Source organism: Streptomyces sp. NPDC013455 (assembly GCF_040632975.1).
Lineage (GTDB): Bacteria > Actinomycetota > Actinomycetes > Streptomycetales > Streptomycetaceae > Streptomyces.
In genome coordinates this window covers 119535-143916 of record NZ_JBEYCX010000003.1, presented here as the reverse complement: position 1 = coordinate 143916, position 24382 = coordinate 119535, and the positions used below count along the sequence as shown (strand labels likewise).

Annotated in this window: 24 protein-coding genes; 7 read left to right on the top strand and 17 right to left on the bottom strand. The window is 73.3% G+C overall.

Features of this window, described 5'->3' with window-relative positions; all coding sequences use genetic code 11:
• Positions 1 to 3: 3 nt before the first annotated feature.
• The 4 genes from ABZ576_RS07265 to ABZ576_RS07250 all read right to left on the bottom strand — a co-directional run bounded on the left by ABZ576_RS07265 (position 4) and on the right by ABZ576_RS07250 (position 2767).
• Positions 4 to 402 carry an OB-fold nucleic acid binding domain-containing protein gene (locus tag ABZ576_RS07265; protein WP_093474051.1) on the bottom strand — a complete coding sequence of 133 codons (399 nt, stop codon included), beginning with the start codon at positions 400 to 402 and terminating at the stop codon, positions 4 to 6.
• A 451-nt stretch (positions 403 to 853) separates the two neighbouring features.
• Positions 854 to 1615 (bottom strand): DUF3710 domain-containing protein, encoded by a 762-nt coding sequence (locus tag ABZ576_RS07260; protein ID WP_360736942.1) that lies wholly within the window; start codon positions 1613 to 1615, stop codon positions 854 to 856.
• Position 1616: 1 nt separating this feature from the next.
• Positions 1617 to 2186, bottom strand: a complete 570-nt coding sequence (dut, locus tag ABZ576_RS07255) for a dUTP diphosphatase (protein WP_360736940.1) — start codon at positions 2184 to 2186, stop codon at positions 1617 to 1619.
• Entirely contained in the window at positions 2183 to 2767 is a 585-nt protein-coding gene (locus tag ABZ576_RS07250) for a PaaI family thioesterase (RefSeq protein ID WP_360736937.1), read from the bottom strand. The genes dut and ABZ576_RS07250 overlap by 4 nt, the downstream gene beginning before the upstream one ends.
• A gap of 112 nt (positions 2768 to 2879) precedes the next feature.
• On the opposite strand from ABZ576_RS07250, the gene ABZ576_RS07245 reads away from it, so the two are divergent.
• Positions 2880 to 3344, top strand: a complete 465-nt coding sequence (locus tag ABZ576_RS07245) for a DUF3093 domain-containing protein (protein WP_360736935.1) — start codon at positions 2880 to 2882, stop codon at positions 3342 to 3344.
• Positions 3345 to 3365: 21 nt separating this feature from the next.
• Here ABZ576_RS07245 and ABZ576_RS07240 read toward each other — a convergent pair whose 3' ends face one another.
• The 4 genes from ABZ576_RS07240 to ABZ576_RS07225 form a co-directional block, all read right to left on the bottom strand.
• A complete protein-coding gene (locus ABZ576_RS07240) occupies positions 3366 to 4280 on the bottom strand; it encodes a hypothetical protein (protein ID WP_360736933.1) in 915 nt (304 codons plus the stop codon).
• Between the two features lie 13 nt (positions 4281 to 4293).
• Entirely contained in the window at positions 4294 to 4590 is a 297-nt protein-coding gene (locus tag ABZ576_RS07235; RefSeq protein WP_005481602.1) for a DUF4193 domain-containing protein, read from the bottom strand.
• Between the two features lie 391 nt (positions 4591 to 4981).
• Positions 4982 to 6238, bottom strand: coding sequence for a HAMP domain-containing sensor histidine kinase (locus tag ABZ576_RS07230; protein WP_360736931.1), 1257 nt, complete (start codon positions 6236 to 6238; stop codon positions 4982 to 4984).
• Positions 6239 to 6243: 5 nt separating this feature from the next.
• Entirely contained in the window at positions 6244 to 6897 is a 654-nt protein-coding gene (locus tag ABZ576_RS07225; RefSeq protein WP_007387794.1) for a response regulator transcription factor, read from the bottom strand.
• A 409-nt stretch (positions 6898 to 7306) separates the two neighbouring features.
• Between ABZ576_RS07225 and ABZ576_RS07220 the strand changes: the two genes are divergently transcribed.
• Positions 7307 to 7480: a hypothetical protein gene (locus ABZ576_RS07220; protein ID WP_023546087.1), complete on the top strand. Its 174-nt coding sequence runs from the start codon at positions 7307 to 7309 to the stop codon at positions 7478 to 7480.
• Positions 7481 to 7656: 176 nt separating this feature from the next.
• Here the strand turns inward: ABZ576_RS07220 and ABZ576_RS07215 are convergent, their stop codons facing one another.
• Together ABZ576_RS07215 and ABZ576_RS07210 are read right to left on the bottom strand one after the other, a co-directional pair.
• On the bottom strand, positions 7657 to 8472 hold the full coding sequence (locus tag ABZ576_RS07215; protein ID WP_360736928.1) for an inositol monophosphatase family protein: 816 nt from the start codon (positions 8470 to 8472) through the stop codon (positions 7657 to 7659).
• Positions 8473 to 8480: 8 nt separating this feature from the next.
• Entirely contained in the window at positions 8481 to 9608 is a 1128-nt protein-coding gene (locus ABZ576_RS07210) for a ferrochelatase (RefSeq protein ID WP_360736926.1), read from the bottom strand.
• A gap of 194 nt (positions 9609 to 9802) precedes the next feature.
• Here ABZ576_RS07210 and ABZ576_RS07205 point away from each other — a divergent pair, with 194 nt between their 5' ends.
• The 3 genes from ABZ576_RS07205 (at position 9803) to sepH (ending at position 13884) form a co-directional block, all read left to right on the top strand.
• Positions 9803 to 11041 carry an MFS transporter gene (locus ABZ576_RS07205; RefSeq protein ID WP_360736923.1) on the top strand — a complete coding sequence of 413 codons (1239 nt, stop codon included), beginning with the start codon at positions 9803 to 9805 and terminating at the stop codon, positions 11039 to 11041.
• Positions 11001 to 12320, top strand: coding sequence for a D-arabinono-1,4-lactone oxidase (locus tag ABZ576_RS07200; protein WP_360736920.1), 1320 nt, complete (start codon positions 11001 to 11003; stop codon positions 12318 to 12320). Before ABZ576_RS07205 ends, ABZ576_RS07200 begins: the two co-directional genes overlap by 41 nt.
• 523 nt (positions 12321 to 12843) lie before the next feature.
• A complete protein-coding gene (sepH, locus tag ABZ576_RS07195) occupies positions 12844 to 13884 on the top strand; it encodes a septation protein SepH (protein ID WP_360736918.1) in 1041 nt (346 codons plus the stop codon).
• A gap of 58 nt (positions 13885 to 13942) precedes the next feature.
• Here sepH and ABZ576_RS07190 read toward each other — a convergent pair whose 3' ends face one another.
• Positions 13943 to 14794, bottom strand: a complete 852-nt coding sequence (locus tag ABZ576_RS07190) for a sulfurtransferase (protein ID WP_360736915.1) — start codon at positions 14792 to 14794, stop codon at positions 13943 to 13945.
• A gap of 321 nt (positions 14795 to 15115) precedes the next feature.
• Between ABZ576_RS07190 and ABZ576_RS07185 the strand changes: the two genes are divergently transcribed.
• Complete coding sequence (locus ABZ576_RS07185) at positions 15116 to 15907, top strand: VOC family protein (protein WP_360736913.1); 792 nt, start codon at positions 15116 to 15118, stop codon at positions 15905 to 15907.
• A 68-nt stretch (positions 15908 to 15975) separates the two neighbouring features.
• On the opposite strand, the gene ABZ576_RS07180 is transcribed toward ABZ576_RS07185, so the two are convergent.
• The 4 genes from ABZ576_RS07180 to ABZ576_RS07165 all read right to left on the bottom strand — a co-directional run bounded on the left by ABZ576_RS07180 (position 15976) and on the right by ABZ576_RS07165 (position 21793).
• Positions 15976 to 16626 carry a thymidine kinase gene (locus tag ABZ576_RS07180; protein WP_360736911.1) on the bottom strand — a complete coding sequence of 217 codons (651 nt, stop codon included), beginning with the start codon at positions 16624 to 16626 and terminating at the stop codon, positions 15976 to 15978.
• 114 nt (positions 16627 to 16740) lie between these two features.
• On the bottom strand, positions 16741 to 17931 hold the full coding sequence (locus ABZ576_RS07175; RefSeq protein ID WP_360736908.1) for a nucleotide pyrophosphatase/phosphodiesterase family protein: 1191 nt from the start codon (positions 17929 to 17931) through the stop codon (positions 16741 to 16743).
• Positions 17931 to 18527 carry a DUF5998 family protein gene (locus tag ABZ576_RS07170; RefSeq protein WP_360736906.1) on the bottom strand — a complete coding sequence of 199 codons (597 nt, stop codon included), beginning with the start codon at positions 18525 to 18527 and terminating at the stop codon, positions 17931 to 17933. The genes ABZ576_RS07175 and ABZ576_RS07170 overlap by 1 nt, the downstream gene beginning before the upstream one ends.
• A 245-nt stretch (positions 18528 to 18772) precedes the next feature.
• A complete protein-coding gene (locus tag ABZ576_RS07165; protein ID WP_360736903.1) occupies positions 18773 to 21793 on the bottom strand; it encodes a GNAT family N-acetyltransferase in 3021 nt (1006 codons plus the stop codon).
• 177 nt (positions 21794 to 21970) lie between these two features.
• Here ABZ576_RS07165 and ABZ576_RS07160 point away from each other — a divergent pair, with 177 nt between their 5' ends.
• Positions 21971 to 22252 carry an HPr family phosphocarrier protein gene (locus ABZ576_RS07160; protein ID WP_014675499.1) on the top strand — a complete coding sequence of 94 codons (282 nt, stop codon included), beginning with the start codon at positions 21971 to 21973 and terminating at the stop codon, positions 22250 to 22252.
• A gap of 490 nt (positions 22253 to 22742) precedes the next feature.
• Here ABZ576_RS07160 and ABZ576_RS07155 read toward each other — a convergent pair whose 3' ends face one another.
• Positions 22743 to 23429: a GntR family transcriptional regulator gene (locus tag ABZ576_RS07155; protein WP_360736900.1), complete on the bottom strand. Its 687-nt coding sequence runs from the start codon at positions 23427 to 23429 to the stop codon at positions 22743 to 22745.
• Between the two features lie 197 nt (positions 23430 to 23626).
• Positions 23627 to 24382: a M23 family metallopeptidase gene (locus ABZ576_RS07150; RefSeq protein ID WP_360736897.1), complete on the bottom strand. Its 756-nt coding sequence runs from the start codon at positions 24380 to 24382 to the stop codon at positions 23627 to 23629.

Sequence of the window (24382 nt, the reverse complement as noted above, 5' to 3'; positions counted from 1 at the left end):
CGGCTACTCCCGTCCGAGGGGTCGCAGTTCGTACTTGGGGTTGAACAGCACCCGGCGGCCCCGGCTCATCGAGATCCGGCCCGATGCGATCAGCTTGCGCCCCGGTTCTATGCCCACGATGGAGCGCCTGCCGAGCCACACCACGTCCAGCGCGGCGGAGCCGTCGAACAGTTCGGCCTCCAGGGCCGGGACTCCGGCACGCGGACGCAGGGTGACCGTGCGCAAGGTACCAGTTACGGTGACGATCTGCCGGTCCCGGCAGTCGCCGATCTTCGTACAGCCCGCCGTCTCGGCGTCCTCGCGCAGCTCCTCGGACTCCAGGTCCTCCTGCGACGAGGAGAGCCGGTCGAGCATGCGCCGGAACCGGCCGGCCGGCTTTTCGGAACGAGGAACAGCACTCATACCTGAAGCGTACCGGGGGCCGCCGACACCGCCGTAGCGCAGCTCACTTCCCGGCCCGCCACCCCGTCCCGGCCCCCTCGGACCCGTACCCCGCCCAGGCTCGGTGAGGAACGGTGGGCAGCGGCTCGGGCGCTGGGTGATCCCCCCGTCGCGCGGTCCCGGGACCCGGTCGGCGAGGTCGAGCGGGGCGGCGTCGTGCGGGGCGGCGTCGTGCGCGGTGGCGTCGTACGCGGTGGCGTCGTGTGGGGCGGCGTCGTGTGGGGCGGCGTCGTGTGGGGCGGCGTCGTGTGGGGCGGCGTCGTGTGGGGCGGCGGCGTGCGCGACGGCCAGGGCGGTGACCGAGCCCCCGCACGACAGCGGGCCGCACCCCGTAAGGCGCCCCCGCACGACAGCGGGCCGCACCCCGTAGGGCACGGCCCGCTCACGACGACGGCCTGAACCGGCGGAGCGCCTAGCGCACCTCGGTGATCTCCGGTCCCCGCTGGAGCTGGCCCATTCCACCGGAGAAGCGCGAGCCCTCCTCCTGCTGGACGCCCTCGGGAACCATCTGGGCGTCGTTCGGCAGCTTGAGGACGATCGGGTCGCGGGGCGCCATCGGGCCCTCGCCGCGGACCACGACGGTGTCCCGGAAGATCTGCTCCAGCAGCCCGGCGGCCTGCGGCTGCACCGCGCCCTGGCCGGAGATCACGCCGCGCAGGAACCAGCGCGGACCGTCCACGCCGACAAACCGGACGACCTGGAAGCCGCCGGTGCCGTCCGGCAGCTGCACCGGGACCTGGGCGCGCAGTTCCCAGCCGAGCGGGCCCTCGACCTCGTCGACGATGCCACCCTGCTGGGTGATGCCCGAAGCGATCTCCTCGCGGACCTCGCCCCAGATGCCCTCGCGCTTGGGCGCGGCGAACGCCTGGAGCTGGATGGCGCTGTCGCGCAGCACGACGGTCGCGGCCACGATGGCGTCACCGGCGACCTCGACGCGCAGCTCCATGCCGTCCACGCCCGGCACGAACAGACCGCCGAGGTCCACCCGGCCCTCGGCCGCGTCCCGCACCTCGGTGCTGTCCCACGGCCCGTCGGGCCGGGGCCCCGGCTCCAGCCGGACGCGCTCGCGCTCGGCCTCTTCCTCGTCCGCCTCGGTGTCGACGCTGTCGACGACCTGCTCGGCCTCGCCGGCCGCGTCCTCGGCGGCACCCTTCTTCTTGCGACGTCCGAACACGTCACTGTCCTTCCCGGTCGGATACGACCGAAGCGTATCGATTCCCACCCGTCGGACCGCCCTCGGCGGCCTGACCGCTTGTGCCGCTCTCGCCGCCCACCGCGGCATGGCCGCCGGTGGACCCGAAGCCCCCTTCGGCCCGCGCCGAGCCGGGAAGCTCCGCGACCTCCTGGAAGCGGACCCTCTCGACCTGCTGGACGACCAGTTGGGCAATCCGGTCGAAGCGCTCGAACCGCACGCTCTCGCGCGGGTCGAGATTCACCACGATCACCTTGATCTCCCCACGGTACCCGGCATCAACCGTCCCCGGGGCATTCACGAGGGCGACACCGCAGCGGGCGGCGAGGCCGGAACGCGGATGCACGAAGGCCGCGTACCCCTCGGGCAGGGCGATCGACACCCCCGTGGGCAGAACGGCCCGTTCCCCGGGGGCCAGTTCGCACGCCTCGGTGGTGCGCAGATCGGCGCCGGCGTCCCCGGGGTGCTCGTACGCCGGAAGCGGGACGTCCGGGTCGACGCGCCGGATGAGTACGTCCAGGGGGCCGCGGCCGCCGGGGCCCGCCGGGATCACGGGTTCACCTCGAAGGCGCGGGCGCGCCGGATCTGGTCCGGGTCGCTCATGGCCGCCTGGATCTCCTCCGTCCGGCCGTGGTCGATGAAGTGGTCCACTTTCACCTCGATGAAGAGGGCGTCGGCGCGGACGGCCAGCGGCCCGTCGGGGCCGCCGATGCGCCCGGCGGCGGTGCAGTAGATCTTCCGTCCGGCGACGGCGGTGACCTCGGCCTGGAGGTGCAGGGTGGTGCCCACGGGCACGGGCCGCACGAAGTCCGTCTCCAGCCGTCCGGTGACGGCGATGGTGCGCAGCAGCCAGTTCAGCGAGCCGAGGGTCTCGTCCAGGGCCGTGGCGAGCACGCCGCCGTGCGCGAGGCCGGGGGCGCCCTGGTGGGCGGGCTGCACGGTGAACTCGGCGGTCAGCGAGACGCCCTCGCCGGCGCGGGCCTCCAGGTGCAGTCCGTGCGGCTGGCCGGGACCGCACCCGAAGCAGTGTCCGTAATGGGCACCGAGGAGTTCCCCGGGCGCGGGCGCGTCGGGGTGCCGTACGGGTTTCACCGCGTCGGCGGGGGGCTGAAGAGCTGCGGAACTACCACTCACAGCCGCAGACCTTACCCGTCCGTCCGGCCCCCGCCACCGCCCTGCCCGACAGCGCTTCGCGCCGGGCGCCCCGGCTCCGGCGGTATCCGGATACCGTGCCAAGCTTGGCTCCATGCAGCTCTCCGCCACCCCTTACGAAGAACGCCTCACCGCCCCCCGCTCGTGGTGGCTGATCAGCTTTCTCGTGGGCGTCTCGTTCGCCCTGATCCTGCTGCCGTTCGGCACCCTGCCGCTGCTCGGCGGCCTGGTGGGCGGCACGGCCGCGTCCGCGGTGGTGGCCAGCGCGTACGGCTCGCCGCGCATCCGGGTCGTGGGCGGCTTCCTGATCGCCGGCGAGGCGCGGATCCCGGTGTCGGCGCTGGGCGCGACGGAGGTGCTGGACGCGGAGGGGGCGCGCGCCTGGCGGACGTACAAGGCCGACACCCGTGCCTTCCTGCTGCTGCGCGCCTACATCCCGACCGCGCTGCGCGTGGAGGTCACCGACCCCGAGGACCCGACGCCGTACCTGTACCTGTCGACGCGGGAGCCGGAGCAGCTGGCGGCGGCGATCGAGGCGGCGCGCACGGCGCACGCCTGAGGCACCCGGGCGGCCAGGCGGCTAGCGGTCGTCGGGGAGTCCGCGCAGCTCGATCGGGTGTTCCGGTTCCTCCAGCGGCGGGAGCTCCGGCAGTTCGTCCCAGGGCACCTGCGTCCTGCGCAGGTCGTCGCGGATCCGGCCGGCGAGTCTCCTGGTGTCCCGGCGGTTCATGACGGCCCCGACCGCGGCGCCGATCATGAACGGCATCAGGTTGGGCAGGTCGCGGACCATCCGCTTCATGATCTGCCGGCGCAGTTCGCGTTTCATCCGGCCGCCGAGGGCCGTGTCGTACGTCGACGGTTTCATCACGTCGATCCCGCGCTCCTCCGACCAGGAGGACAGATACGCGGCGCTGCGGGCCGTGAGGTTGCCCGGCGGGCGGGCGCCGTAGACCTCGTGCAGTTCGGCGATCAGCTTGATCTCGATCGCGGCGACCCCGGTGATCTCCGCGGCCAGTTCGGTCGGCAGGGCCGGCGGCACCGGCAGCATCGCGACCGCTCCGATCCCGGCCCCGACGGCCGAGGTGCCGGCCGCGGCGCCGGCCACCAGCTTGTCGGCGAGCTCCTCCGGACCGAGGCCGGGGAACTGCCTGCGCAGGGACGCGAGGTCGCGTACGGGGATGCGTGGGGCGATCTCGATGATCCGGTCGGCCAGGTACGCCAGGCCCGCGCGGGCCCGGCTGCCGCCCCTGCGGGCGCCTTCCCGGGCCATCTCCCGGGCTTTGCCACCGATCACCGTCGCCCGGCTCCGGGCGACGGGTGCAGGCTGCCGCGCCGACGCCGACAGGTCCTGCCGGTCGGCCGCCGGTCCGAGCGGGGCTCCCGCTCCGGGTGAGCCCCGCTCGTCGTCACGCGCGCCGTGCGGGCCGTCGATCGGCCCTTGGTCCGCTTTCCGCAGGGAGAAGCGGCGCTTCCGCGGAGGGGTCGAGCCAGTCACGGCCGACCCCTGCTCAGTCGCAGTCGCGGCAGATCGGCTGGCCGTTCTTCTCCCTGGCCAGCTGGCTGCGGTGGTGCACCAGGAAGCAGCTCATGCAGGTGAACTCGTCCTGCTGCTTGGGCAGCACCCGGACGGCCAGCTCCTCGTTCGAGAGGTCGGCGCCGGGCAGTTCGAGGCCCTCGGCGGCCTCGAACTCGTCGACGTCCACCGCCGAGGTGGACTTGTCGTTCCGCCGGGCCTTCAGCTCTTCAAGGCTGTCCGAGTCGACGTCGTCGTCGGTCTTGCGTGGAGTGTCGTAATCGGTTGCCATATCGCTCTCCCCCTCTGGGTGTCTGCGGTGTCTCCAGCGCACGTAACGCGTGAGAGGCCGGACTTGTGCCCGACCTGAGGCGGAGATTTTGCCTCACATCAAGGTCTGTTACTCAATCGACACCCAACCCGACCCCTCAAGAGTGATCGGCTTGGATGGCGGTGAGGACCGTACACGGTTCGAATGCCGCACCTCAAAGGCGCCTCACCGTGTACTTCCCGTGATCAAGAGCCCTGAAAACCAGGACTTTCCCGGCTTTCCACCTTCTGTCATGATCACTGTGCGTACATGGCCGGAATTCCGTCCATGTGATCGATCACACAGAAAGAAGCCCGTCCGGCGGTCCAAATATTCCGCGTACAGCGAACATGGCCGCGTGTGTCGGTCTGAATCACAAAGGCAGGGTGACACGCATCACCAGCCCGCCGCCCTCGCGGGGCCGGGCCAGGATGTGACCGCCGTGCGCGCGGGTCACGGACCGGACGATGGAGAGTCCGAGACCCACCCCCTTGTCGCTGCCCGTGCGCTCCGTACGGAGCCGCCGGAACGGCTCGAAGAGGTTGTCGATCTCGTACGCCGGCACCACCGGTCCGGTGTTCGTCACGGTCAGCACCGCCTGCCCGTGCTCGACCTCGGTGTTCACCTCCACCCAGCCGCCGTCCGCAAGGTTGTACCGTACGGCGTTCTGGACGAGGTTGAGCGCAATGCGTTCCAGGAGCACCCCGTTGCCCTGCACCACGGCGGGCTTGCGCTCGCCACGGACGGCCACGCCCTTGGCCTCGGCCTCGGCGTGCACCTGGTCGACGGCCTGCGTGGCCACCTCGGCCAGGTCGACCGGTTTGCGTTCGACGATCTGGTTGTCACTGCGGGCGAGCAGCAGCAACCCCTCGACCAGCTGTTCGCTGCGCTCGTTGGTGGCCAGCAGCGTCTTGCCGAGCTGCTGGAGCTCCACCGGCGCGTTCGGGTCGGACAGGTGCACCTCCAGGAGCGTGCGGTTGATCGCGAGCGGGGTGCGCAGCTCGTGCGAGGCGTTGCCGACGAAGCGCTGCTGGGCGGTGAAGGCCCGCTGGAGGCGCTCCAGCATGTCGTCGAAGGTGTCCGCCAGCTCCTTCAGCTCGTCGTCCGGGCCGTCCAGCTCGATCCGGCGGGACAGGTCCGAGCCGGCCACCTGGCGGGCGGTGCGGGTGATCCGGCCGAGCGGGGACAGGACGCGGCCCGCCATCGCGTAGCCGAACGCGAAGGCGATCACGGCGAGGCCCAGCAGGGCCAGCAGGGAGCGGCTGAGCAGGTTGTCCAGGGCCCCCTGGCGCTGCTGGTCCACGCAGTGGGCGATCGCCTCGTTGAAGTCGGGCAGCGGCAGCGTGCTGGAGTTGATCGCGGTGATCGCCGGGCAGTTGTCGCTGGAGACCCGGATGTCCGTACCGCTGACGATCTTGAAGAGCGGCTGGTTGCCGGTGCTGATCGCCTGGGCGGCGAGCAGGTAGATGATCGACAGCAGCAGGATCCCGGCGATCAGGAACATGCCGCCGTACAGCAGGGTCAGCCGTATGCGGATGGTCGGGCGCAGCCACGGGAAGGGGGGCTGCGGCCGCCTCGGGTCCCAGGTGGGCTTCGGGGGCGCCTGGGGCGGCGCGGGTGTCGTGGCCACGGGGATCAGATCCGGTAGCCGGAGCCGGGGACGGTGACGATGACGGGCGGCTCGCCCAGCTTGCGGCGCAGGGTCATCACCGTCACCCGCACCACGTTGGTGAACGGGTCGGTGTTCTCGTCCCAGGCCTTCTCCAGCAGCTGCTCCGCCGAGACGACCGCGCCCTCGCTGCGCATGAGCACCTCCAGGACCGCGAACTCCTTGGGCGCCAGCTGCACCTCCTTGCCGTCGCGGAAGACCTCGCGGCGGTTCGGGTCGAGCTTGATGCCGGCGCGCTCCAGGACCGGCGGCAGCGGCACGCTGGTGCGGCGGCCGAGGGCGCGCACGCGCGCGATCAGCTCGCTGAACGCGAAGGGCTTCGGCAGGTAGTCGTCGGCGCCGATCTCCAGGCCCTCGACGCGGTCGCTGACGTCGCCGGAGGCGGTCAGCATCAGCACGCGGGTGGGCATGCCCAGCTCGACGATCCGGCGGCAGACGTCGTCGCCGTGCACCAGCGGGAGGTCGCGGTCGAGGACGACCACGTCGTAGTCGTTGACGCCGATGCGCTCCAGGGCGGCCGCACCGTCGTACACGACGTCGACGGCCATGGCCTCCCGGCGCAGTCCGGTGGCCACCGCATCGGCGAGCAGCTGCTCGTCCTCGACGACGAGTACGCGCACGTCGCTAGTCCTTCCTGTGTCCACCCGCGGAGCGCGCCGGGGCGCGTGCGGGCAGGGGTGTCCGTGGGTGTGCCCCCCATCCTGCCCTTTTCGGCCATAAGTCGGCTGTAAGGCGGGGTGGGGCCGCAGGGACGGGGGTGGCGGGCCGGGAATACAAGAATTTCTCCGCCCGTTGAGGTTTCCCCGGAAGGGGACGGGGGGAGGACGGCTTTACACCCCGCGATCACGCTCTGCATGTGCCGCAGCACCATGCGGTACCTCGCCATCCGCTTCGCAGAACGGGCGCGGGTGTCCGGCACCGTCGCCGCCCAGCAGGGCAGTGCTGGGCACTTGCGAGAGACGTGATCGCCCCTTCCCTACGGCACACCCCCGTGCCACCGACCCACGACCCTGGACGAGGGGGCGCAGCATGGACGCTTTCACCGCAGGACTTCTGCAGCGCATAAGGGCGACCGAGTCCGACCTGTCGCGGGCTCGTGACGAGGGCGACGACTTCCTCGTCGAGGTGGAGCAGGCAGAGCTCGACGACCTGCGACGCCTCGCCGCCGAACACGGTGTGGAAGTCGGCGCGTCACGCGTCTGACCGGCCCGGCAGCACGACGAGGGACCCCGGCGAATCCAGCGCCGGGGTCCCTTCGTGTGCACGGTACGACGCGCGCGCGGCGGGGCCGAGCCGACGCGCGGCGGGGCCGGCGCGGGCGCGCACGGGCCGGCTCCGCACCGGCGGGCCGGGGGCGCGGAACCGTCCGCGGCCACGCCTCAGTCGTGCCAGGCTCCGAAGTCCTCCAGCAGCCGCTGGAGGGGTTCGAACACGCCCGGCGTCCCCGCGACCGTCAGGGCGGCCGACGGGCGCTCTCCCGGCCGTCCACCGGTCAGCGCGCCCGCCTCCCGGGCGATCAGGTCCCCCGCCGCGAAGTCCCACGGGTGCAGACCCCGCTCGTAGTAGCCGTCGAGCCGGCCGCAGGCCACGTCGCACAGGTCGACCGCCGCCGAGCCGCTGCGCCGGATGTCCCGCAGCAGCGGGACGAGCCGGCCGGCGATCTCGGCCTGGTGGGCGCGGACCTCGGTGACGTAGTTGAACCCGGTGGACACCAGCGCCTGCTCCAGCGGGGGCGCGGGACGGCAGGCGAGCGCCCGCTCGCCCTCCCAGGCGCCCGTGGCCCACGCACCGCCGCCGCGGACGGCGTGGTAGGTCTCGCCGCGCATCGGGGCCGCGACGACCCCGACGACGACCTCGCCGTCCTGCTCGGCCGCGATGGACACCGCCCAGGTCGGCAGGCCGTACAGGTAGTTGACGGTGCCGTCGAGCGGATCGATCACCCAGCGGATGCCGCTCGTGCCCTCGGCACAGGCGCCCTCCTCGCCGAGGAAGCCGTCGCCGGGGCGCCGCCCGGAGATCAGGTCGGTGATCAGCTTCTCGGCCGCGATGTCCATCTCGGTGACGACGTCGATGGGGCTGGACTTGGTCTTCGCCACGGCCAGGCCGGCCGGGCGGCCGTCCCGCAGCAGCGCGCCGGCGCGGCGGGCGGCCTCCCGGGCCAGTTCCAGCAGGTCCCGGTGGAGGGAGTCGGTCACGGGTCTCCTCACGCGTAGGGGCTGTCGGCGCCCGCCGCGGCGGGGCGGGGGGCCCGGGCCGGGCAGCAGCCGACCGGGCAGAGGTGGTGGCTGGGGCCGAGCGCGCCGAGGGCGCAGGGGGTGACCTCCTGGCCGCGCTCCACGGCGGCCCGCTCCAGGATCAGCTCCCGCACGGCCGCGGCGAACCGCGGGTCGGCACCCACGGTGGCCGAGCGGCGCACCGGCAGGCCCAGCTCCTCGGCCTTGGCCTTCGCCTCGGTGTCGAGGTCGTAGAGGACCTCCATGTGGTCGGAGACGAAGCCGATCGGGGCCATGACCACGGCCGGGACGCCGGCTTCGTGCCGCTCCTCCAGGTGGTCGCAGATGTCGGGCTCCAGCCAGGGGATGTGCGGGGCGCCGGAGCGGGACTGGTAGACGAGCCGCCAGGGGTGGTCGGCCCCGGTCCGTTCGCGCACGGCGTCGGCGATCAGCCGGGCGACGTCCAGGTGCTGCTCGACGTAGGCACCGCCCTCGCCGTGGGCCTGCGCGGGGCCGGAGGTGTCGGCGGCGGAGGTGGGGATGGAGTGCGTGGTGAAGGCGATGTGGGCGCCCGCGCGGACGTCCTCGGGCAGGTCCGCGAGGGAACGCAGCACTCCGTCGATCATGGGCTCGACGAAGCCGGGGTGGTTGAAGTAGTGCCGCAGTTTGTCGACCCTCGGCGGCTCCAGGCCCTCGGCCTCCAGGGCGGCCAGCGCGTCGGCGAGGTTCTCCCGGTACTGGCGGCAGCCCGAGTAGGAGGCGTAGGCGCTGGTGGCGAGGACGAGGATGCGGCGGCGGCCGTCGGCGGCCATCTCGCGCAGGGTGTCCGTCAGGTACGGCGCCCAGTTGCGGTTGCCCCAGTAGACCGGCAGGTGCAGGCCGTGCTCGGCGAAGTCCTTGCGCAGGGCGTCCAGCAGGGCCCGGTTCTGGGCGTTGATGGGGCTGACCCCGCCGAAGAGGAAGTAGTGCTGCCCGACTTCCTTGAGGCGTTCCTTCGGGATGCCGCGCCCGCGCGTGACGTTCTCCAGGAAGGGGACCACGTCGTCCGGGCCTTCGGGGCCGCCGAAGGAGAGCAGGAGCAGGGCGTCGTACGGGGTGGCATCGAGCGCGTCTGGCATGACTCGATCCTGCCACCCGGCACCGACAGCGGGGAAACAGCGGGGTGGTAAGTCGGGTTGAAGATGGTTGGGTACGGTTTTCCGGCCGGCCCGCGAGGTGCGGTCCGGGCCGCACGCGGGGTGTAATTAGGGTGCCCTAACTCGTAAGCTGTCTCAGCCGCATTCGCGCCTTACTGATCCGTTTCGGAGACCACGTGCCCAGCCCTTACAGAGCCCTGTTCGCCGAGCCCGGCACCAAGGCGTTCTCCGCCGCCGGATTCCTCGGCCGGATGCCGCTGTCGATGATGGGCATCGGCGTCGTCACGATGGTCTCCCAGCTCACCGGGCGGTACGGCCTCGCGGGCGCCCTGTCTGCCGCCATCGCGCTGTCCGCCGCGGCGATCGGACCGCAGATCTCCCGGATGGTGGACCAGTACGGGCAGCGCCGGGTGCTGCGCCCGGCGACCCTGGTGGCCCTGGCCGCGGCGGCCGGGCTGCTGCTCGCGGCGCACTTCCGGTGGCCGGACTGGGTGCTGTTCGTGTGCGCGGCGGGCATCGGCTCCGTACCGAGCCTCGGCGCGATGATCCGGGCCCGCTGGGCGGCGCTGTACCGGGGCACGCCCAAGCTGCACACCGCCTACTCGTTCGAGTCGGTCGTCGACGAGGTCTGCTTCGTCTTCGGGCCGATCATCTCCATCGGCCTGTCCACGGCGTGGTTCCCCGAGGCGGGCCCCCTGCTGGCCGCCTGCTTCCTGGCGGCCGGTGTCTTCTGGCTGACCGTCCAGCGCGCCACCGAACCGGCGCCCCATCCCCGCGAACGGCAGGGCGGGGGCAGCGCCCTGCGCTCGGCGGGGCTCCAGGTGCTGGTGGCCACCTTCGTGGCGACCGGCGCGATCTTCGGCTCGGTGGACGTCGTCACCGTCGCCTTCGCCGACGAGCGCGGCCACAAGGGCGCCGCGAGCGTGGTCCTGGCGCTGTACGCGGCCGGCTCCGCCGTCGCGGGCGTGGCCTTCGGGCTGCTGCGCTTCAGCGGGGCACCGGAACGCCGCTGGCTCCTGGGCGTGGCGGCGATGGCCGTGAGTATGATCCCCCTCCTACTGGTCGGAAACCTGCCGCTTCTGGCCGTGGCGCTGTTCGTTGCGGGGCTGTCCATCGCGCCGACGATGATCACGACGATGTCCCTCATCGAAGAGCACGTACCTCGCGCGCAGCTCACCGAGGGCATGACCTGGGTGAGCACCGGCCTCGCGGTCGGTGTCGCGCTCGGCTCGTCCGCGGCCGGCTGGGTGATCGACGCGGCCGGGGCGCGCGCCGGATACGGGGTCCCGGTGGTGTCCGGGGCCGTCGCGGTCGTGGTCGGTTTCCTCGGGTACCGCCGGCTGCGCAGGCCGGCCGCGGGTCGGGGAGGCACCGTTGAGCAGCACAGCGAGCGGGAAGAACGGCACCTGGCGTAACTGGGGCGGCAACGTCTCCGCCCGGCCCGCCCGGCAGGTCGCACCGGCCTCGGTGGAGGAGCTCGCCGCGGCGGTGCGCCGGGCCCGGGAGGACGGCCTGCGGGTAAAGGCGGTCGGGACGGGGCACTCCTTCACGTCGATCGCCGCCACGGACGGCATGCTGATACGCCCTCACCTGTTGACCGGTATACGCGGGATCGACCGGGCCTCCATGACGGTGACGGTGGAGGCGGGCACTCCGCTCAAGAGACTCAACGCCGCGCTCGCCCGCGAGGGTCTCTCGCTCACCAACATGGGCGACATCATGGAGCAGACCGTCTCCGGAGCCACCAGCACCGGCACGCACGGCACCGGCCGCGAGTCCGGCTCGATCGCCGCCCAGATCAGGGGACTGGAGCTCGTCACGGCCGACGGCTCGGTGCTCACCTGCTCCGAGAAGGAGAACCCGGAGGTCTTCGCGGCGGCCCGCATCGGCCTCGGCGCCCTGGGTGTCGTCACCGCGATCACCTTCGCCGTGGAGCCGCTGTTCCTGCTCACCGCGCGCGAGGAACCGATGCCCCTGGACCGGGTCCTCGCCGAGTTCGACCAACTGTGGGCCGAGAACGAGCACTTCGAGTTCTACTGGTTTCCGCACACCGGCAGCACCAACACCAAGCGGAACAACCGCAGCGCCGGGCCCGAGCAGCCGGTGGGGCGGCTGGCCGGCTGGTTCGAGGACGAGTTCCTCTCCAACGGGGTCTTCCAGGTGGCCCAGTGGGCGGGCCGCGCCGTGCCCGCCACCGTCCCCGCGATCGCGCGGATCTCCAGCAAGGCCCTGTCCGCGCGGACGTACACCGACATCCCGTACGAGGTCTTCACCTCGCCGCGCCGGGTGCGGTTCGTGGAGATGGAGTACGCCGTGCCGCGCGCGGCCCTGGTGGACACCCTGCGCGAGCTGCGGGCGATGGTGGACCGCTCGGGCCTGCGGGTCGGCTTCCCGGTCGAGGTGCGCACCGCCCCGGCCGACGACATCACCCTGTCCACCGCCTCCGGCCGGGACAGCGCCTACATCGCCGTCCACATGTTCCGCGGCACGCCCTACCAGGCGTACTTCACCGCCGCCGAGCGCATCTTCACCGCGCACGAGGGGCGTCCGCACTGGGGCAAGGTGCACACGCGGGACGCCAAGTACTTCGCCCGGGTCTACCCGCGCTTCGGCGAGTTCACGGCGCTGCGGGACCGCCTCGACCCGGACCGGCTGTTCCAGAACGACTACCTGCGCAGGGTTCTGGGGGCGTAGGCGCCGTGGGCGGACCCCGCCCGCGGCCCGCACCGGTGTGACCCGCGCGTACCCGCAACTCGCCCCGGTATTCGGCCGACACGGCCCGGCTTCGCGTACGGGAGGAGGACGTACGGACGAAACCATTAGTTCCGTTTCTGCGGATTGCGTGAAGTTCGCCACGTCGATGATCTGCAAAACCGGTTGCGGACGGCCAAGTCGCACCTCTTGCGAGAAGTTGGGCGGCGCGCCAATCCACGCACGTGGTCCGAATGGAGTACTGTTGCGAGCCCTGGGTCCGGGCTCCCACCTGGGTGCCCGCGGCCCTGCCGGACCGCCGGGAGGGGGCTAGTTGCACAGGGTGACGGAGTTGGTCACTTAGCGTTGCGAACAGGTAACCGTGCCATAACGGCGGCCCCGGGCCCGTGCCCGACACGCCGGGCAACTCGGCAAGGTTGTGGCAGGCTGCACCCGGGCAGGCCACACTCGACTAGCGGAAGCAGCGACGCACGTGACGTCGGCAGGCACCACCCGGGAGGTCCCCATGCCCGAACTGCGTGTCGTGGCCGTCTCGAATGACGGCACACGGCTGGTGCTGAAGGCTGCCGACTCTACGGAGTACACGCTTCCGATCGACGAACGGCTGCGCGCCGCCGTGCGCGGCGACCGGCCGCGCCTCGGCCAGATCGAGATCGAAGTCGAGAGCCATCTGCGCCCGCGCGACATCCAGGCGCGGATACGTGCCGGTGCCACCGCGGAAGAGGTCGCACAGCTGGCCGGCATCCCCGTCGACCGGGTACGGCGCTTCGAGGGGCCGGTGCTGGCCGAGCGGGCCTTCATGGCCGAGCGCGCCCGCAAGACACCGGTCCGCCGCCCCGGCGAGAACTCCGGCCCGCTGCTCGGCGAGGCCGTGCAGGAGCGCCTGCTGCTGCGCGGCGCCGACAAGGACACGGTGCAGTGGGACTCCTGGCGCCGCGACGACGGCACCTGGGAAGTGCTCCTCGTCTATCAAGTCGCGGGTGAACCCCACTCGGCGAGCTGGACGTACGACCCGCCCCGGCGGCTCGTCCAGGCCGTGGACGACGAGGCGCGCTCGCTGATCGGCGAGTCCGACGACCTCGCCGTACCGGAGCCGAGTTTCCCGTTCGTCCCGCGGATCGCCCGCCTGCCGCGCGAGCGTTCGATGGACCGCGCCCTCGACCGGAGCGACCGGGAGCGGCCCGGCCTGCCCGCGCCGTCCCCGGAACCGGCCGAGGAGGGCACGGGCGAGCGCGACTCGCTGACCAGCCTGCTGGAGGCCGTGCCGAGCTTCCGGGGCGACCTGGTGGTCCCGGAGCGGGCCGCGGAGGCCTCGGAGGAGGACACCGACGAGCCCTCGGCCGAGGAACCGCCGGCGCCCGCCGCCTCGGCCGGGTCCGCCTACGCGGACGTCCTCATGCCGCGCTCGGTCGGCAGCCACCGCGACCGGCTCGTCGGCGCGACCGACCGCCAGGCCGAGGCCGACGGCGTCCGCCCCGGCCGCCGCGCCGCGGTGCCGAGCTGGGACGAGATCGTGTTCGGCACCCGCCGCAAGAAGCAGGAGTAGGCCGCCCTATCGGCGGCAGGAGGGGGCACGCGCGCGTGCCCCCTCCTGCCGCTGTCCGCTACTGCGGATCCGCCCCCACCGCCACCGGCCGGGACGGGTCCGCGGACCACTCGGACCAGGAACCGACGTACAGGGCCGCCGGAATGCCCGCCACCGCCAGCGCGAGGACCTCGTGCGCCCCGGAGACGCCCGAACCGCAGTACACGCCGACCTCGGTGTCCTCCGACACGCCCAGGGCCTTGAAGCGGTCCCTCAGCTCCGCCGCGGGCAGGAAACGGCCGTCGGGGCCCACGTTCTCCGTCGTCGGCGCCGACACCGCGCCCGGGATGTGCCCGCCGACCCGGTCGATCGGCTCCACCTCGCCGCGGTACCGCTCCCCCGCACGCGCGTCCAGCAGCACGCCGGTCCGGGCCAGGGACGCCGCCGCGTCCGCGTCCAGCAGCCCCGCCCCCCGCGGCTCCGGCCGGAAGTCGCCCTCCGCCGGAGCCGGTGTCCCGGTGGACAACTCGCCCTCCCAGGACGGCAACCCGCCGTCGAGAACCCGCACGTCCGGGTGACCCGTCCAGTGCAGCAGCCACCACGCGCGCGCGGCCGCCCAGCCCTGCCCGCCGTCGTACACGACGACCGGCCGGGTTGCCGACACGCCCGCGCGGCGCATCGCCGCACCGAACTCCGCGAGGTCGGGCAGCGGATGCCGGCCGTGCGCGCCGGGCGCGGAGGCCAGCTCCCGGTCCAGGTCGACGAAGACGGCGCCGGGCAGGTGGCCGGCCGCGTACTCGGCCCGGCCGTCGAAGGCCGGCGCGCCCGCCGCCTTCGCCACGCTCAGCTGCCAGCGCACGTCCAGCAGTACCGGCGGGTCGCCCCCGGTCAGCTCCTGTGCGAGTTCGGATGCGGTGATGATGACTGTCATGGCGTCCATCCATACGCCAGGGGTGGCCGCGGCGTCCAGGTCCGGCTACTCTGCTCGGCCGGACACGCTCGATCACCAGGCGTACGGGATCGAGCACGGGCTGTACAGCCGGCGGACACCCGCCGGCGCTCGTCAGGAAGCGGCGAAAGACGGCAGAGCGGGCATCCTCCCCGGGTATCGGCGAGCGGCGGCGCAGGCAGGCCCCGTGGCACCGCGGAGGATGCGGGCACCGGCACGGGCGTGCGCGCCAGCGGCGTGGACACCCCTTCCGGGGAGCGGAAGCGACACGGCCACCGCGAGGGGCCGGGGAGAGAGTGATCGATGACCGAGGCACGGGAGTCGGCCGGTCCGCACGCACGGCGCGTGCCCGGCACACCCTGCTGGGTGAGCCTGATGGTGCACGGGCTGGACGCCACCGAGGAGTTCTACGGCGAGCTGTTCGGCTGGGAGTTCCGGCCGGGCCCGCAGCAGCTCGGCCCGTACGTGCGGGCACTGCTGGACGGGCGGGAGGTGGCGGGGATGGGACAGCTGCCCCCGGACCGCCGGCTGCCGGTCGCCTGGACGCCGTACCTCGCCTCGCACGACGTGGACCGGAGCGCCGACACCGTACGGCTGTGCGGCGGCACCGTCGCCGTCGGACCGCTGGACGCCGCCGAGGCCGGGCGGATGGTGATCGCCTCCGACCCGTCCGGTGCGGTGTTCGGGATCTGGCAGGGCGCCTCGCACCTCGGCGCGGCGGTCACCGGCGGGCCCGGCACGCCGGTCTGGAACGAGCTGGTCACCTTCGAGACGGAGAGCGTCGCCAAGTTCTACAAGAGCGTGTTCGGTTACGAGGAGGAGCCGGTGGTCTCCGCCGACTTCGACTACGTGACCCTGCGCCTCGGCGGCCGTCCGGTGGCCGGGCTGCACGGCGTGGGCCACGGTCTGCCCCGGGACCGGGGGCCGTACTGGCAGACGTACTTCGAGGTCGCCGACATCGGCGAAACGCTGCGGCAGGTCACCGGCCTGGGCGGCCGGATCCTGCGGCCGGCCCACGACGGCGCGCACGGGCGGGTGGCGTCGGTGGCCGACCCGGAGGGTGCCGAGTTCTCGGTGGTCGAGAACCCGCGCTGAGCCCTCTGGCGTACGGGCGCGGTGGCCGGCCCGGACGGTACCGCGTTCCCGGTACCGGCGCCGAGCCCTCAGGCGTGCGGGACGGGCAGGACGTCCGGGGACAGGGCCGCCGCGCGGGCGGACGCGGCGGTCATCCGGCGCCGGTGGTGGCGCCGGCACAGCACCTCGTAGCCGACCTCGTCCGCGGACTGGTTGACGTCGCCGACGACCACCTGGGCGCCCTCGACCACCATCTCGCCGCCGATCGTGCGGGCGTTGTGCGTGGCCCGGGCGCCGCACCAGCACAGCGCCTCCACCTGGAGCACCTCGATGCGGTCGGCCAGCTCCACCAGCCGCTGCGAGCCGGGGAAGAGCTTGGAGCGGAAGTCGGTGGTGATCCCGAAGGCGAACACGTCGAGCCCGAGGTCGTCCACCACGCGCGCGAGCTGGTCGATCTGCTCGGGCGCGAGGAACTGCGCCTCGTCCGCGATCACATAGTCGGCCCGGCGGCCCTGCGAGAGGTGGTCCACGAGGTAGGCGTACAGGTCCTGGTCGGCGGCGACCTCCACCGCGTCGGTGACCAGGCCGAGCCGGGAGGACAGCTTGCCCTCGCCCGCGCGGTCGTTCCGGGTGAAGATCATGCCGGCCAGGCCGCGCGCGGAGCGGTTGTGCTCGATCTGGAGAGCCAGCGTCGACTTCCCGCAGTCCATCGTTCCGGAGAAGAACACCAGCTCGGGCATGAGGGGTTGAGCACCTTTCGGCAGGTCGTGAGCGTCGCGCGCGGGGGCGCGCGCAGGTCGGTGGGGGCGCTTCGGGGCGTACGGCGGGAGCTCCAGGAGGGTACGTGAGGCCCGTCAGGAGCGCACTTCGAGGAGCGGGACCAGCTGTTCGGCCGGGGTCATCGAACCGTGGTTGCCGACCAGCGCGGACTCCTTCGGCTCCCGCTCGGAGGCGATGAGCAGGACGTCGTCGTGCGCGGCGGCGACCACGTCCCCGATCCGCGGGTACACCCGCTCGTCCACCCGCGGCCCGAACCAGCCCGCCGCGATCGCCTCGTCCCGCGAGGCGACCCAGAACTGCTCGCCGAGCACCTCGCGCCAGACGGTCAGGACGTCGTTCCGGGCGCCCGGCACCGCGTACACGTGCCGGGCCCGGCCCTCGCCGCCGAGCAGGGCGACGCCGGCGCGCAGCTCCCAGTCCTCGTCGAAGTCGATGCGGTGCTGCTCGTCGAAGGGCACGTCGACCATGCCGTGGTCGGCGGTGACGTAGAGGGCGCTGCGCGGCGGCAGCTGCTCCGCGAGCCGCTGGGCCAGCCGGTCGACGTACATGAGCTGGCCGCGCCAGGTGTCGGAGGCGATGCCGTAGCGGTGTCCGGAGCCGTCGAGTTCGGCGTAGTACGTGTAGACCAGGGCGCGGTCGGCGGCGGCCAGTTGCGCCGCGGCGAGGTCCATGCGCTCCTCGCCGCTCAGCCGGCCGTGGAAGCGGCCGCCGCTGAGCGCGACCTTGGTCAGCGGGGTGTGCTCGAAGGCCGGCGAGGACACCTGGGCTGCGTGCACCCCCGCCTCGTGGGCCAGCTGGAAGACGGTGGGGTACGGCTGCCAGGGGCGCGGCTCGGTGTACGGCTGCCAGCGCAGCTGGTTCATCAGCGCGCCGGTGTCCGGGTTGCGCACGCTGTACCCGGGCAGGCCGTGGGCGCCCGGGGGCAGGCCGGTGCCGACGGAGGCGAGGGAGGTCGCGGTGGTCGCCGGGTAGCCCGCGGTGAGCGGGCGGCCGGTGCCGCCGCGCGAGCTGCCGAGCAGCGAGGTCAGGAAGGGCGCCTCGTCGGGATGGGCCCGCAGCTGCTCCCAGCCGAGCCCGTCGATGAGGAAGACGCAGACCCGGTCGGCCGGGGCCAGCTCCTCGATCGTGGCGGTCAGGCCGGGCACGCCCATGCCCGCGGCCACCGTGGGCAGCAGGTCGGCGAGGGAGCCGGTGCCGTACTCGGGCAGCGGCGCGGATTCCAGGGCGAGCGGTTCCGGGTGGTCCCAGGCGGAGAGCTGGGACATCAGCGCGTGAGGTCCGCGGTCGCCTCCGAGATGGCCTGCGCGAAGGCGAGCGCCTGGCGCACCGTCTCCGGGCCGTCCCCGGCCTCGCTGACGCGCAGGCTGAGGTCGTCCGCCGTGGAGTTGCCCGTGTAGCCGTGGTCGGCGTCGCAGTTGGGGTCGCCGCAGGCGGCGGGCTCCAGGTCGATGCGGTTGACCGCGCCCCAGCCGATGGTCAGCACGACCTCGCGCGGCAGCGTGCCGGGGGCGTACTGCTCGGGATTCGCGACCACGCGGCTCACCACGACGGAGGAGATCCGGTCGAGCTTCACGGACTCGGTGGAGGTGGTGGCGTACGGCGTCGGGGAGGTGCTGTCGGCGGCCTGCTCGTCGGTGTGGCTGACGATGAAGCGGTTGCCGGTGAGGACCAGCACGGTGACGTGCCGGCGGACCTCGTTCTGGTCGAACGTCGTCTCCTGGTGGACCAGGTACGACCGGATCGGCTCGCCGCCCACGGCGGCCTCCACCGCGTCGGCCACGAGGGCCGGGTAGTAGCCGCTGCGCTCGATCGCCGCGCGCAGCCCCTGGGTCGTCGTACTGGTCTTGGCCATGGCGTCCATCCTAATCCGTGGGCAAGGGCGGTCCGGGCCAGTCACCGGGACCGGGAACGGCCGGCGCGCACGCGCGCGCAGTCTGTGTGACGGGTGCGGGTGGCGGGTGCGCGGGTGCGGGTGCGCGGGTGTGTGGCTCCGCCGGGGTGTGGAGGGGGTGGGGCTGGAGGGGGCGGGGGCCCGGCGGCTCGGGGGGCGGCCGGAGCGTCGGGCGGTCGGCGGTCGGTGGTGTTCACGGGGTCCCCCTGCCCCGCTCAGTAGGCCGGCAGCGTCCGCGGGCCGAGGTCGTCGCGGGCGGGCGGGGGCGCGAGCCGTACGGTGGCGCCGAGGACACTCACCCCGTGCGGGGCGACGACGACCGGCTCCAGGGTGACCGCGACCACCTCGGGATGGTCGTCGACCAGCCGGGACACGCGCAGCAGCAGCTCCTCCAGCGCGGGCGTGTCGACGGGTGTGGAGCCGCGCCAGCCGAAGAGCAGCGGCGCCGTGCGGATGGCCCGCACCAGCGAGGTGGCCTCCCGGTCGGTGACGGGGATCAGCCGGTGCGCCATGTCCCCGAGCAGCTGGGAGGCGGCCCCGGCCAGGCCGAAGGAGAGCACGGCCCCGGCCGCCGGGTCGATCACCGCGCGGACGACGGTGTCGACCCCCCTGGGCGCCATGGCCTGCACCACCGGCCGGAGCTCCTCCGGTGGCCCGAACAGCTCGGTCAACTCGGCGTAGGCACGCAGCAGTTGCTCTTCGTCCGCGAGGTCGAGGCGTACGCCGCCCAGGTCGGCGCGGTGCCTGAGGTGCGGGGCGGTGGCCTTGAGGGCCACCGGGTAGCCGAGCGCGCGGGCGGCCTCGGCGGCGGTGTTCGGGGTGGGCGCGGGCAGGGCGCGGCGCACGGGGATGCCGTACCTGCCCAGCAGCTCGCAGGTCTGCGCGTCCGGGATGGTGAGCCCCTCCCCGCGCGCGAGCAGCTCACCGATCAGCCGGGCGGCGCCCTTCTCGTCGATGTCGTCGTACTCGGGCACCTTGCCGGGGTCGGCCGCCTCCCGCCGCCACTGTCCGTACCGGACGGCCTCGGCGAGCGCCCGCACGGCGCGCTCGGCGGCCGGGTAGGCGGGGATGAGGTGGGCGCCCTCGGGAGGCGCGGCCGCCACCGCGGCGGGCGGCCGTTCCACGGGGCGCCGGGGGTCTTCCCGCCCGGGCGGGGCGCCCCCCGCCGCGGACGAGCCGTTCCCCACTCCGGGCGAGGCGTCCTGCCGCCCGGACCAAGCGTCCCGCCGCCCGAGCGAGCCGCCCTCCCACCGGGACGAAGCGTCCTCCCGCCCGGACCAAGCGTCCCGCCGCCCGAGGGGTTCCGGGGGCGCGGGGGTCCGGGGACCGTCATCCGTGCCAGGGGTCTTCGCCACGGCCGCCGGCGCGGTGCTCGCCGCAGCCGACAGCGCCTCGGCGAGTCCTCCGAGCTCCACGTGCACCACGAGCACCGGCTTGCCCGGGACCGTGGCGGCGGCCGACCGCAACGCCTCGGCGAGCTCCGCTTCCTCCGGCGACGCCTCCCCGATCGCGGGGATCGCCGTCACGACCACGGCGTCGTTCGTGTCGTCGGCCAGCGCCCGCGTCAGCGCCCGGTGGAAGTCCTCCGCCGACGCCCCCGTGGTCAGGTCCACCGGCCGCGCCGGCCGCAGTCCTTCGGCGAGACACCGGTCGTACGTCAGCACGCCCAGCGACTCGGAGTTGCCGAGGATGGCCACGCGCGGCCCGGCGGGCAGCGGCTGCCGGGCGAGCAGCAGCCCGGCGTCGACCAGCTCGGTGATGGTGTCGACCCGGATCACGCCGGCCTGCCGGAGCAGCGCGGAGACCGTCGCGTACGGCAGCCGGGTGGCCCGTACCGCGTGTCCCGGCGGTGCCGTGCCGGTCCCCTGCACCACCACCAGCGGCTTCGCCGCCGCCGTGCGCCGGGCGAGACGGGTGAACTTGCGGGGGTTGCCGATGGACTCCAGGTACATGAGCACGACGTCGGTCTCCGGGTCGTCGTACCAGTACTGCAGGACGTCGTTGCCGGAGACGTCCGCGCGGTTGCCTGCGGAGACGAAGGTGGACACGCCGGTGGTCCCGGTCACGCCTCCGCCGCGCCGGTGCAGCCGGGACAGCAGGGCGATGCCGATGGCGCCGGACTGGGCGAACAGCCCGATCCGGCCGGGCCGGGGAGGCTCCGGGGCGAGCGAGGCGTTCAGCCGGACGTCCGGGGCGGTGTTGATGATCCCGAAGGCGTTCGGCCCGATGATCCGCATGCCGTACGCGCGAGCGGCCCGGACCAGGGCCCGCTGCCGTTCGCGCCCCTCGGGGCCGCTCTCCGCGTATCCGGCGGAGAGCACGACGAGCCCCTGGACCCCGTGCTCCCCGCACTCGGCGACCACGGCCGGCACGTGCTCGGCCGGTACGGCGACGACGGCGAGGTCCACCGGCCCCCCGATGTCCCGCACCGAGCGGTGCGCGGGCACCCCGTCGACCTCCTTGAAGTCCTCGGGGAACGCCTTGTTCACGGCGTGCAGGCGGCCGGGGTATCCGGCGTCGCGGATGTTGCCGAGGACGCTGCGGCCCACCCCGCCGGGGGCGCGGCCGACGCCGACGACCGCGACGGAGCCGGGGGCGAGCAGCCGCCGTACCGATCGGGCCTCGGCGCGCTGCTCCCGGGCACGCTGGACGGCGAGGGAGCGGTCGGTGGGTTCGAGGTCGAACTCCAGGCGGACGACGCCGTCCTCGAAGCTGCGCTTCTGGGTGTAGCCGGCGTCCGTGAACACCTTGATCATCTTGTTGTTGGCGGGCAGCACCTCGGCGGCGAAACGGCGGATGCCCCGCTCGCGCGCGACGGCCGCGATGTGCTCCAGCAGGGCGGAGGCGACGCCCCGGCCCTGGTGGGCGTCCTGCACGAGGAAGGCGACCTCGGCCTCGTCCGCGGGCGCGGAGGCGGGCAGTCCGTCGGCGCCGATGCGGTCATAGCGTACGGTGGCGATGAACTCGCCGCCGATGGTGGCGGCGAGCCCCACCCGGTCCACGAAGTCGTGGTGCGTGAAGCGGTGGACGTCCTTGGCGGAGAGCCGTGGGTACGGCGCGAAGAAGCGGTAGTACTTCGACTCGTCCGAGACCTGCTCGTAGAAGCTGACCAGGCGATCGGCGTCATCAACGGTGATGGGCCGGATGCGCGCGGTGCCACCGTCGCGCAGCACCACGTCCGCCTCCCAGTGGGCGGGGTACTGGTGCCGGTCCTGCCGGTCCGCCGAGGTCTGCATGGGCCCCAGAGTACGGCTCGCGTCCGACAAGGGCGCGAGGCAGTCTGTGGAGGACGGGAAGCCGGACCGAGGCCGCGGTCCGGCGCCGCACCGGAGGGGACGGAGGTCCCTTCCGGGCACCCTTCACGATGTGGGAAACTGGTCTAGACAACCCTGAACACCGAAGGGCAGCAACACATGGCTGAGCGCCGCGTCAACGTCGGCTGGGCCGAGGGCCTCCACGCCCGCCCCGCCTCCATCTTCGTCCGAGCCGCCACGGCCGCAGGCGTCCCGGTGACGATCGCCAAGGCCGGGGGCAACCCCGTCAACGCGGCCTCCATGCTGGCCGTCCTGGGCCTGGGCGCCCAGGGTGGCGAGGAGATCGTCCTCGCGTCCGACGCCGAGGGTGCGGACGCCGCCCTCGACCGTCTGGCCAAGCTGGTCTCCGAGGGCCTGGAAGAGCTGCCCGAGACCGTCTGAGCGACCTCGCACAGAGCGCCGGAGCCGCGTTCGCCCCACGGGGCGGCGCGGCTTCGCCGTGTGCGGGCGCCCCGCGCCATGGGCACCCGATGCGTCCGCGTGCCGCGGGCTTTCCACCGTCCGTCCGCGGCCCGCGCCGCGGCTCCCGCCCGCCCAGGCCGGACGCCCTCGCCCGCCCGGGCCGTACGCGCCCCGTCGGTCCACTCCGTACGCGCCCGTCGGTCCGCGCCGTACGCCCTCGCCGGTCCGCGCCGTACGCCCTCGCCGGTCCACGCCGTACGCCCTCGCCGGTCCGCGCCGTACGCCCTCGCCGGTCCACTCTGTACGCCCTCGCCGGCTCGCGCTTTTTCCGGCGGGCGGTCCGGCGGATTCATCCCTGTTTCACTTCGGGTGTGCGCCGGTCGCATCGCCGTAATTCCGGGCGCCCTTGAATTCGGGCAGGCGAAAACACCCCGCCACCGAATTACTCTCTTTGTATACGGCGCCCGTGTTAATGTCGCTGGCCCGATGTGTTTACGGCATGTTGCGAAGTCCTCACACGCTCCGCGGCACCGGAAAAGCGGAGCCGGTGCGCGCCCGCCGCACGCTCGGCGTGCAGCGTCGTGAGCGCCCGCGCGCGCTCGCCGTCCCCGCGCGCCACCGCGTCGACGATCGCCCCGTGCTCCGTCCAGGAGTCGACGGGGCTCGACGGCGCCTCCACCGCGTACATCCAGGCGATCTTGTGCCGCAGCTGGGTGAGCATCGAGGTCAGCGACGGGCTGCCGGAGGCCTGCGCGAGGGTCTCGTGGAACCAGCCGCCCAGCGAGCGCAGATCCTCGCTGTGCCCCCGCCGGGCCCGCTCCTGACCGAGCCGTACCAGCCCGCGCAGCACCTTCAGATGGGCCTCGGTGCGCCGCTGGGCGGCCCGCGCTGCGCCCAGCGGCTCCAGCAGCATCCGCATCTCCAGCAGGTCGGCGGCCTCCTGCTCGGTCGGCTCGGCCACGCACGCGCCCGCGTGCCGGCGCGTCACCACGAAGCCCTCCGCCTCCAGCGTGCGCAGCGCCTCCCGCACGGGGACGCGCGAGACGCCGTAGCGGCGGGCCAGTACTTCCTCGGTGAGGCGGCTGCCGCGCTCGTAGACACCGGCGACGATGTCGTCCCGGATCGCCGTGCACACCGAGTGCGCCGGAATACGCATGACCGACCTCCGCATTAATCCCCGTGAAACGCCGTCGCCGACGCGTGTTCCGTGACTCTATTCCAGTGAGCGGTAATTGCCGACGGCGGGTCGTAATCCATGGATATTTTTTGGTCAGCACATCCGGCGGAAGCCGTGAAAAACGACGAAAGCCCCGGCTCGGTGAGCCGGGGCTTCGGAGGGGCGTGCGGTGCGCGTCAGACGTTCACGCCGTGCTTGCGGAGGTAGGCCACGGGGTCGATGTCCGAGCCGTAGTCGGGGGTCGTGCGCGCCTCGAAGTGGAGGTGCGGGCCCGTGACGTTGCCGGTGGCGCCGGACAGGCCGATCTGCTGGCCCGGGACGACCTTCTGGCCCACGGTGACGCCGATGGAGGACAGGTGCCCGTACTGGGTGTACATGCCGTCGGCCATCCGGATCACGATCTCGTTGCCGTACGCGCCGCCCCAGCCGGTGGAGACGACCGTGCCGGAGCCCACAGCGTGGACGGCGGTGCCGCTGGCGGCGTGGAAGTCGATGCCGGTGTGCGAACCGGAGGACCACAGGCCGCTGCTCGCCTGGTAGGCCGTGGAGACGTAGGAGTGCGCGATGGGGCTGACGAAGGCGTTCAGCCGCTTGCGCTCGGCCTCGCGGGCGGCGCGGGCCCTGGCCTCGCGCACCTCCTCGGCCCTCTCGGCGGCCAGCTTCGCCGCGGCTGCCTCGACCGCCCGCTCGTCGGCGGCCTGCTGCTGGGCGGCGGCCTGCGCGTCGATCTGCTCGGCGACGTCGTCGCTCACGGTGAGGACCGGGGTGAGGCCGGTCTGCTCGGTGGAGTTCTCCGCGGCGAGCGCCGGGGAGGCGGCGAGGGTGCCGATCACACCGGTGGTGGTCAGGGCCGCGACGCCGGCCGCCTGGGCGGTGGTCCGCTTGACCCGGCCGGGCTTGCGGTGCTTCCCGGTGGCGCACATGAACGCCAT

Coding starts and splice junctions, on each gene's coding strand:
- ABZ576_RS07265 (WP_093474051.1), bottom strand. CDS start 402: ATGAGTGCTGTTCCTCGTTCCGAAAAGCCGGCCGGCCGGTTCCGGCGC.
- ABZ576_RS07245 (WP_360736935.1), top strand. CDS start 2,880: ATGCAGCTCTCCGCCACCCCTTACGAAGAACGCCTCACCGCCCCCCGC.
- ABZ576_RS07235 (WP_005481602.1), bottom strand. CDS start 4,590: ATGGCAACCGATTACGACACTCCACGCAAGACCGACGACGACGTCGAC.
- ABZ576_RS07220 (WP_023546087.1), top strand. CDS start 7,307: ATGGACGCTTTCACCGCAGGACTTCTGCAGCGCATAAGGGCGACCGAG.
- ABZ576_RS07210 (WP_360736926.1), bottom strand. CDS start 9,608: ATGCCAGACGCGCTCGATGCCACCCCGTACGACGCCCTGCTCCTGCTC.
- sepH (WP_360736918.1), top strand. CDS start 12,844: ATGCCCGAACTGCGTGTCGTGGCCGTCTCGAATGACGGCACACGGCTG.
- ABZ576_RS07190 (WP_360736915.1), bottom strand. CDS start 14,794: ATGACAGTCATCATCACCGCATCCGAACTCGCACAGGAGCTGACCGGG.
- ABZ576_RS07185 (WP_360736913.1), top strand. CDS start 15,116: ATGACCGAGGCACGGGAGTCGGCCGGTCCGCACGCACGGCGCGTGCCC.
- ABZ576_RS07180 (WP_360736911.1), bottom strand. CDS start 16,626: ATGCCCGAGCTGGTGTTCTTCTCCGGAACGATGGACTGCGGGAAGTCG.
- ABZ576_RS07175 (WP_360736908.1), bottom strand. CDS start 17,931: ATGTCCCAGCTCTCCGCCTGGGACCACCCGGAACCGCTCGCCCTGGAA.
- ABZ576_RS07170 (WP_360736906.1), bottom strand. CDS start 18,527: ATGGACGCCATGGCCAAGACCAGTACGACGACCCAGGGGCTGCGCGCG.
- ABZ576_RS07165 (WP_360736903.1), bottom strand. CDS start 21,793: ATGCAGACCTCGGCGGACCGGCAGGACCGGCACCAGTACCCCGCCCAC.
- ABZ576_RS07160 (WP_014675499.1), top strand. CDS start 21,971: ATGGCTGAGCGCCGCGTCAACGTCGGCTGGGCCGAGGGCCTCCACGCC.
- ABZ576_RS07155 (WP_360736900.1), bottom strand. CDS start 23,429: ATGCGTATTCCGGCGCACTCGGTGTGCACGGCGATCCGGGACGACATC.
- ABZ576_RS07150 (WP_360736897.1), bottom strand. CDS start 24,382: ATGGCGTTCATGTGCGCCACCGGGAAGCACCGCAAGCCCGGCCGGGTC.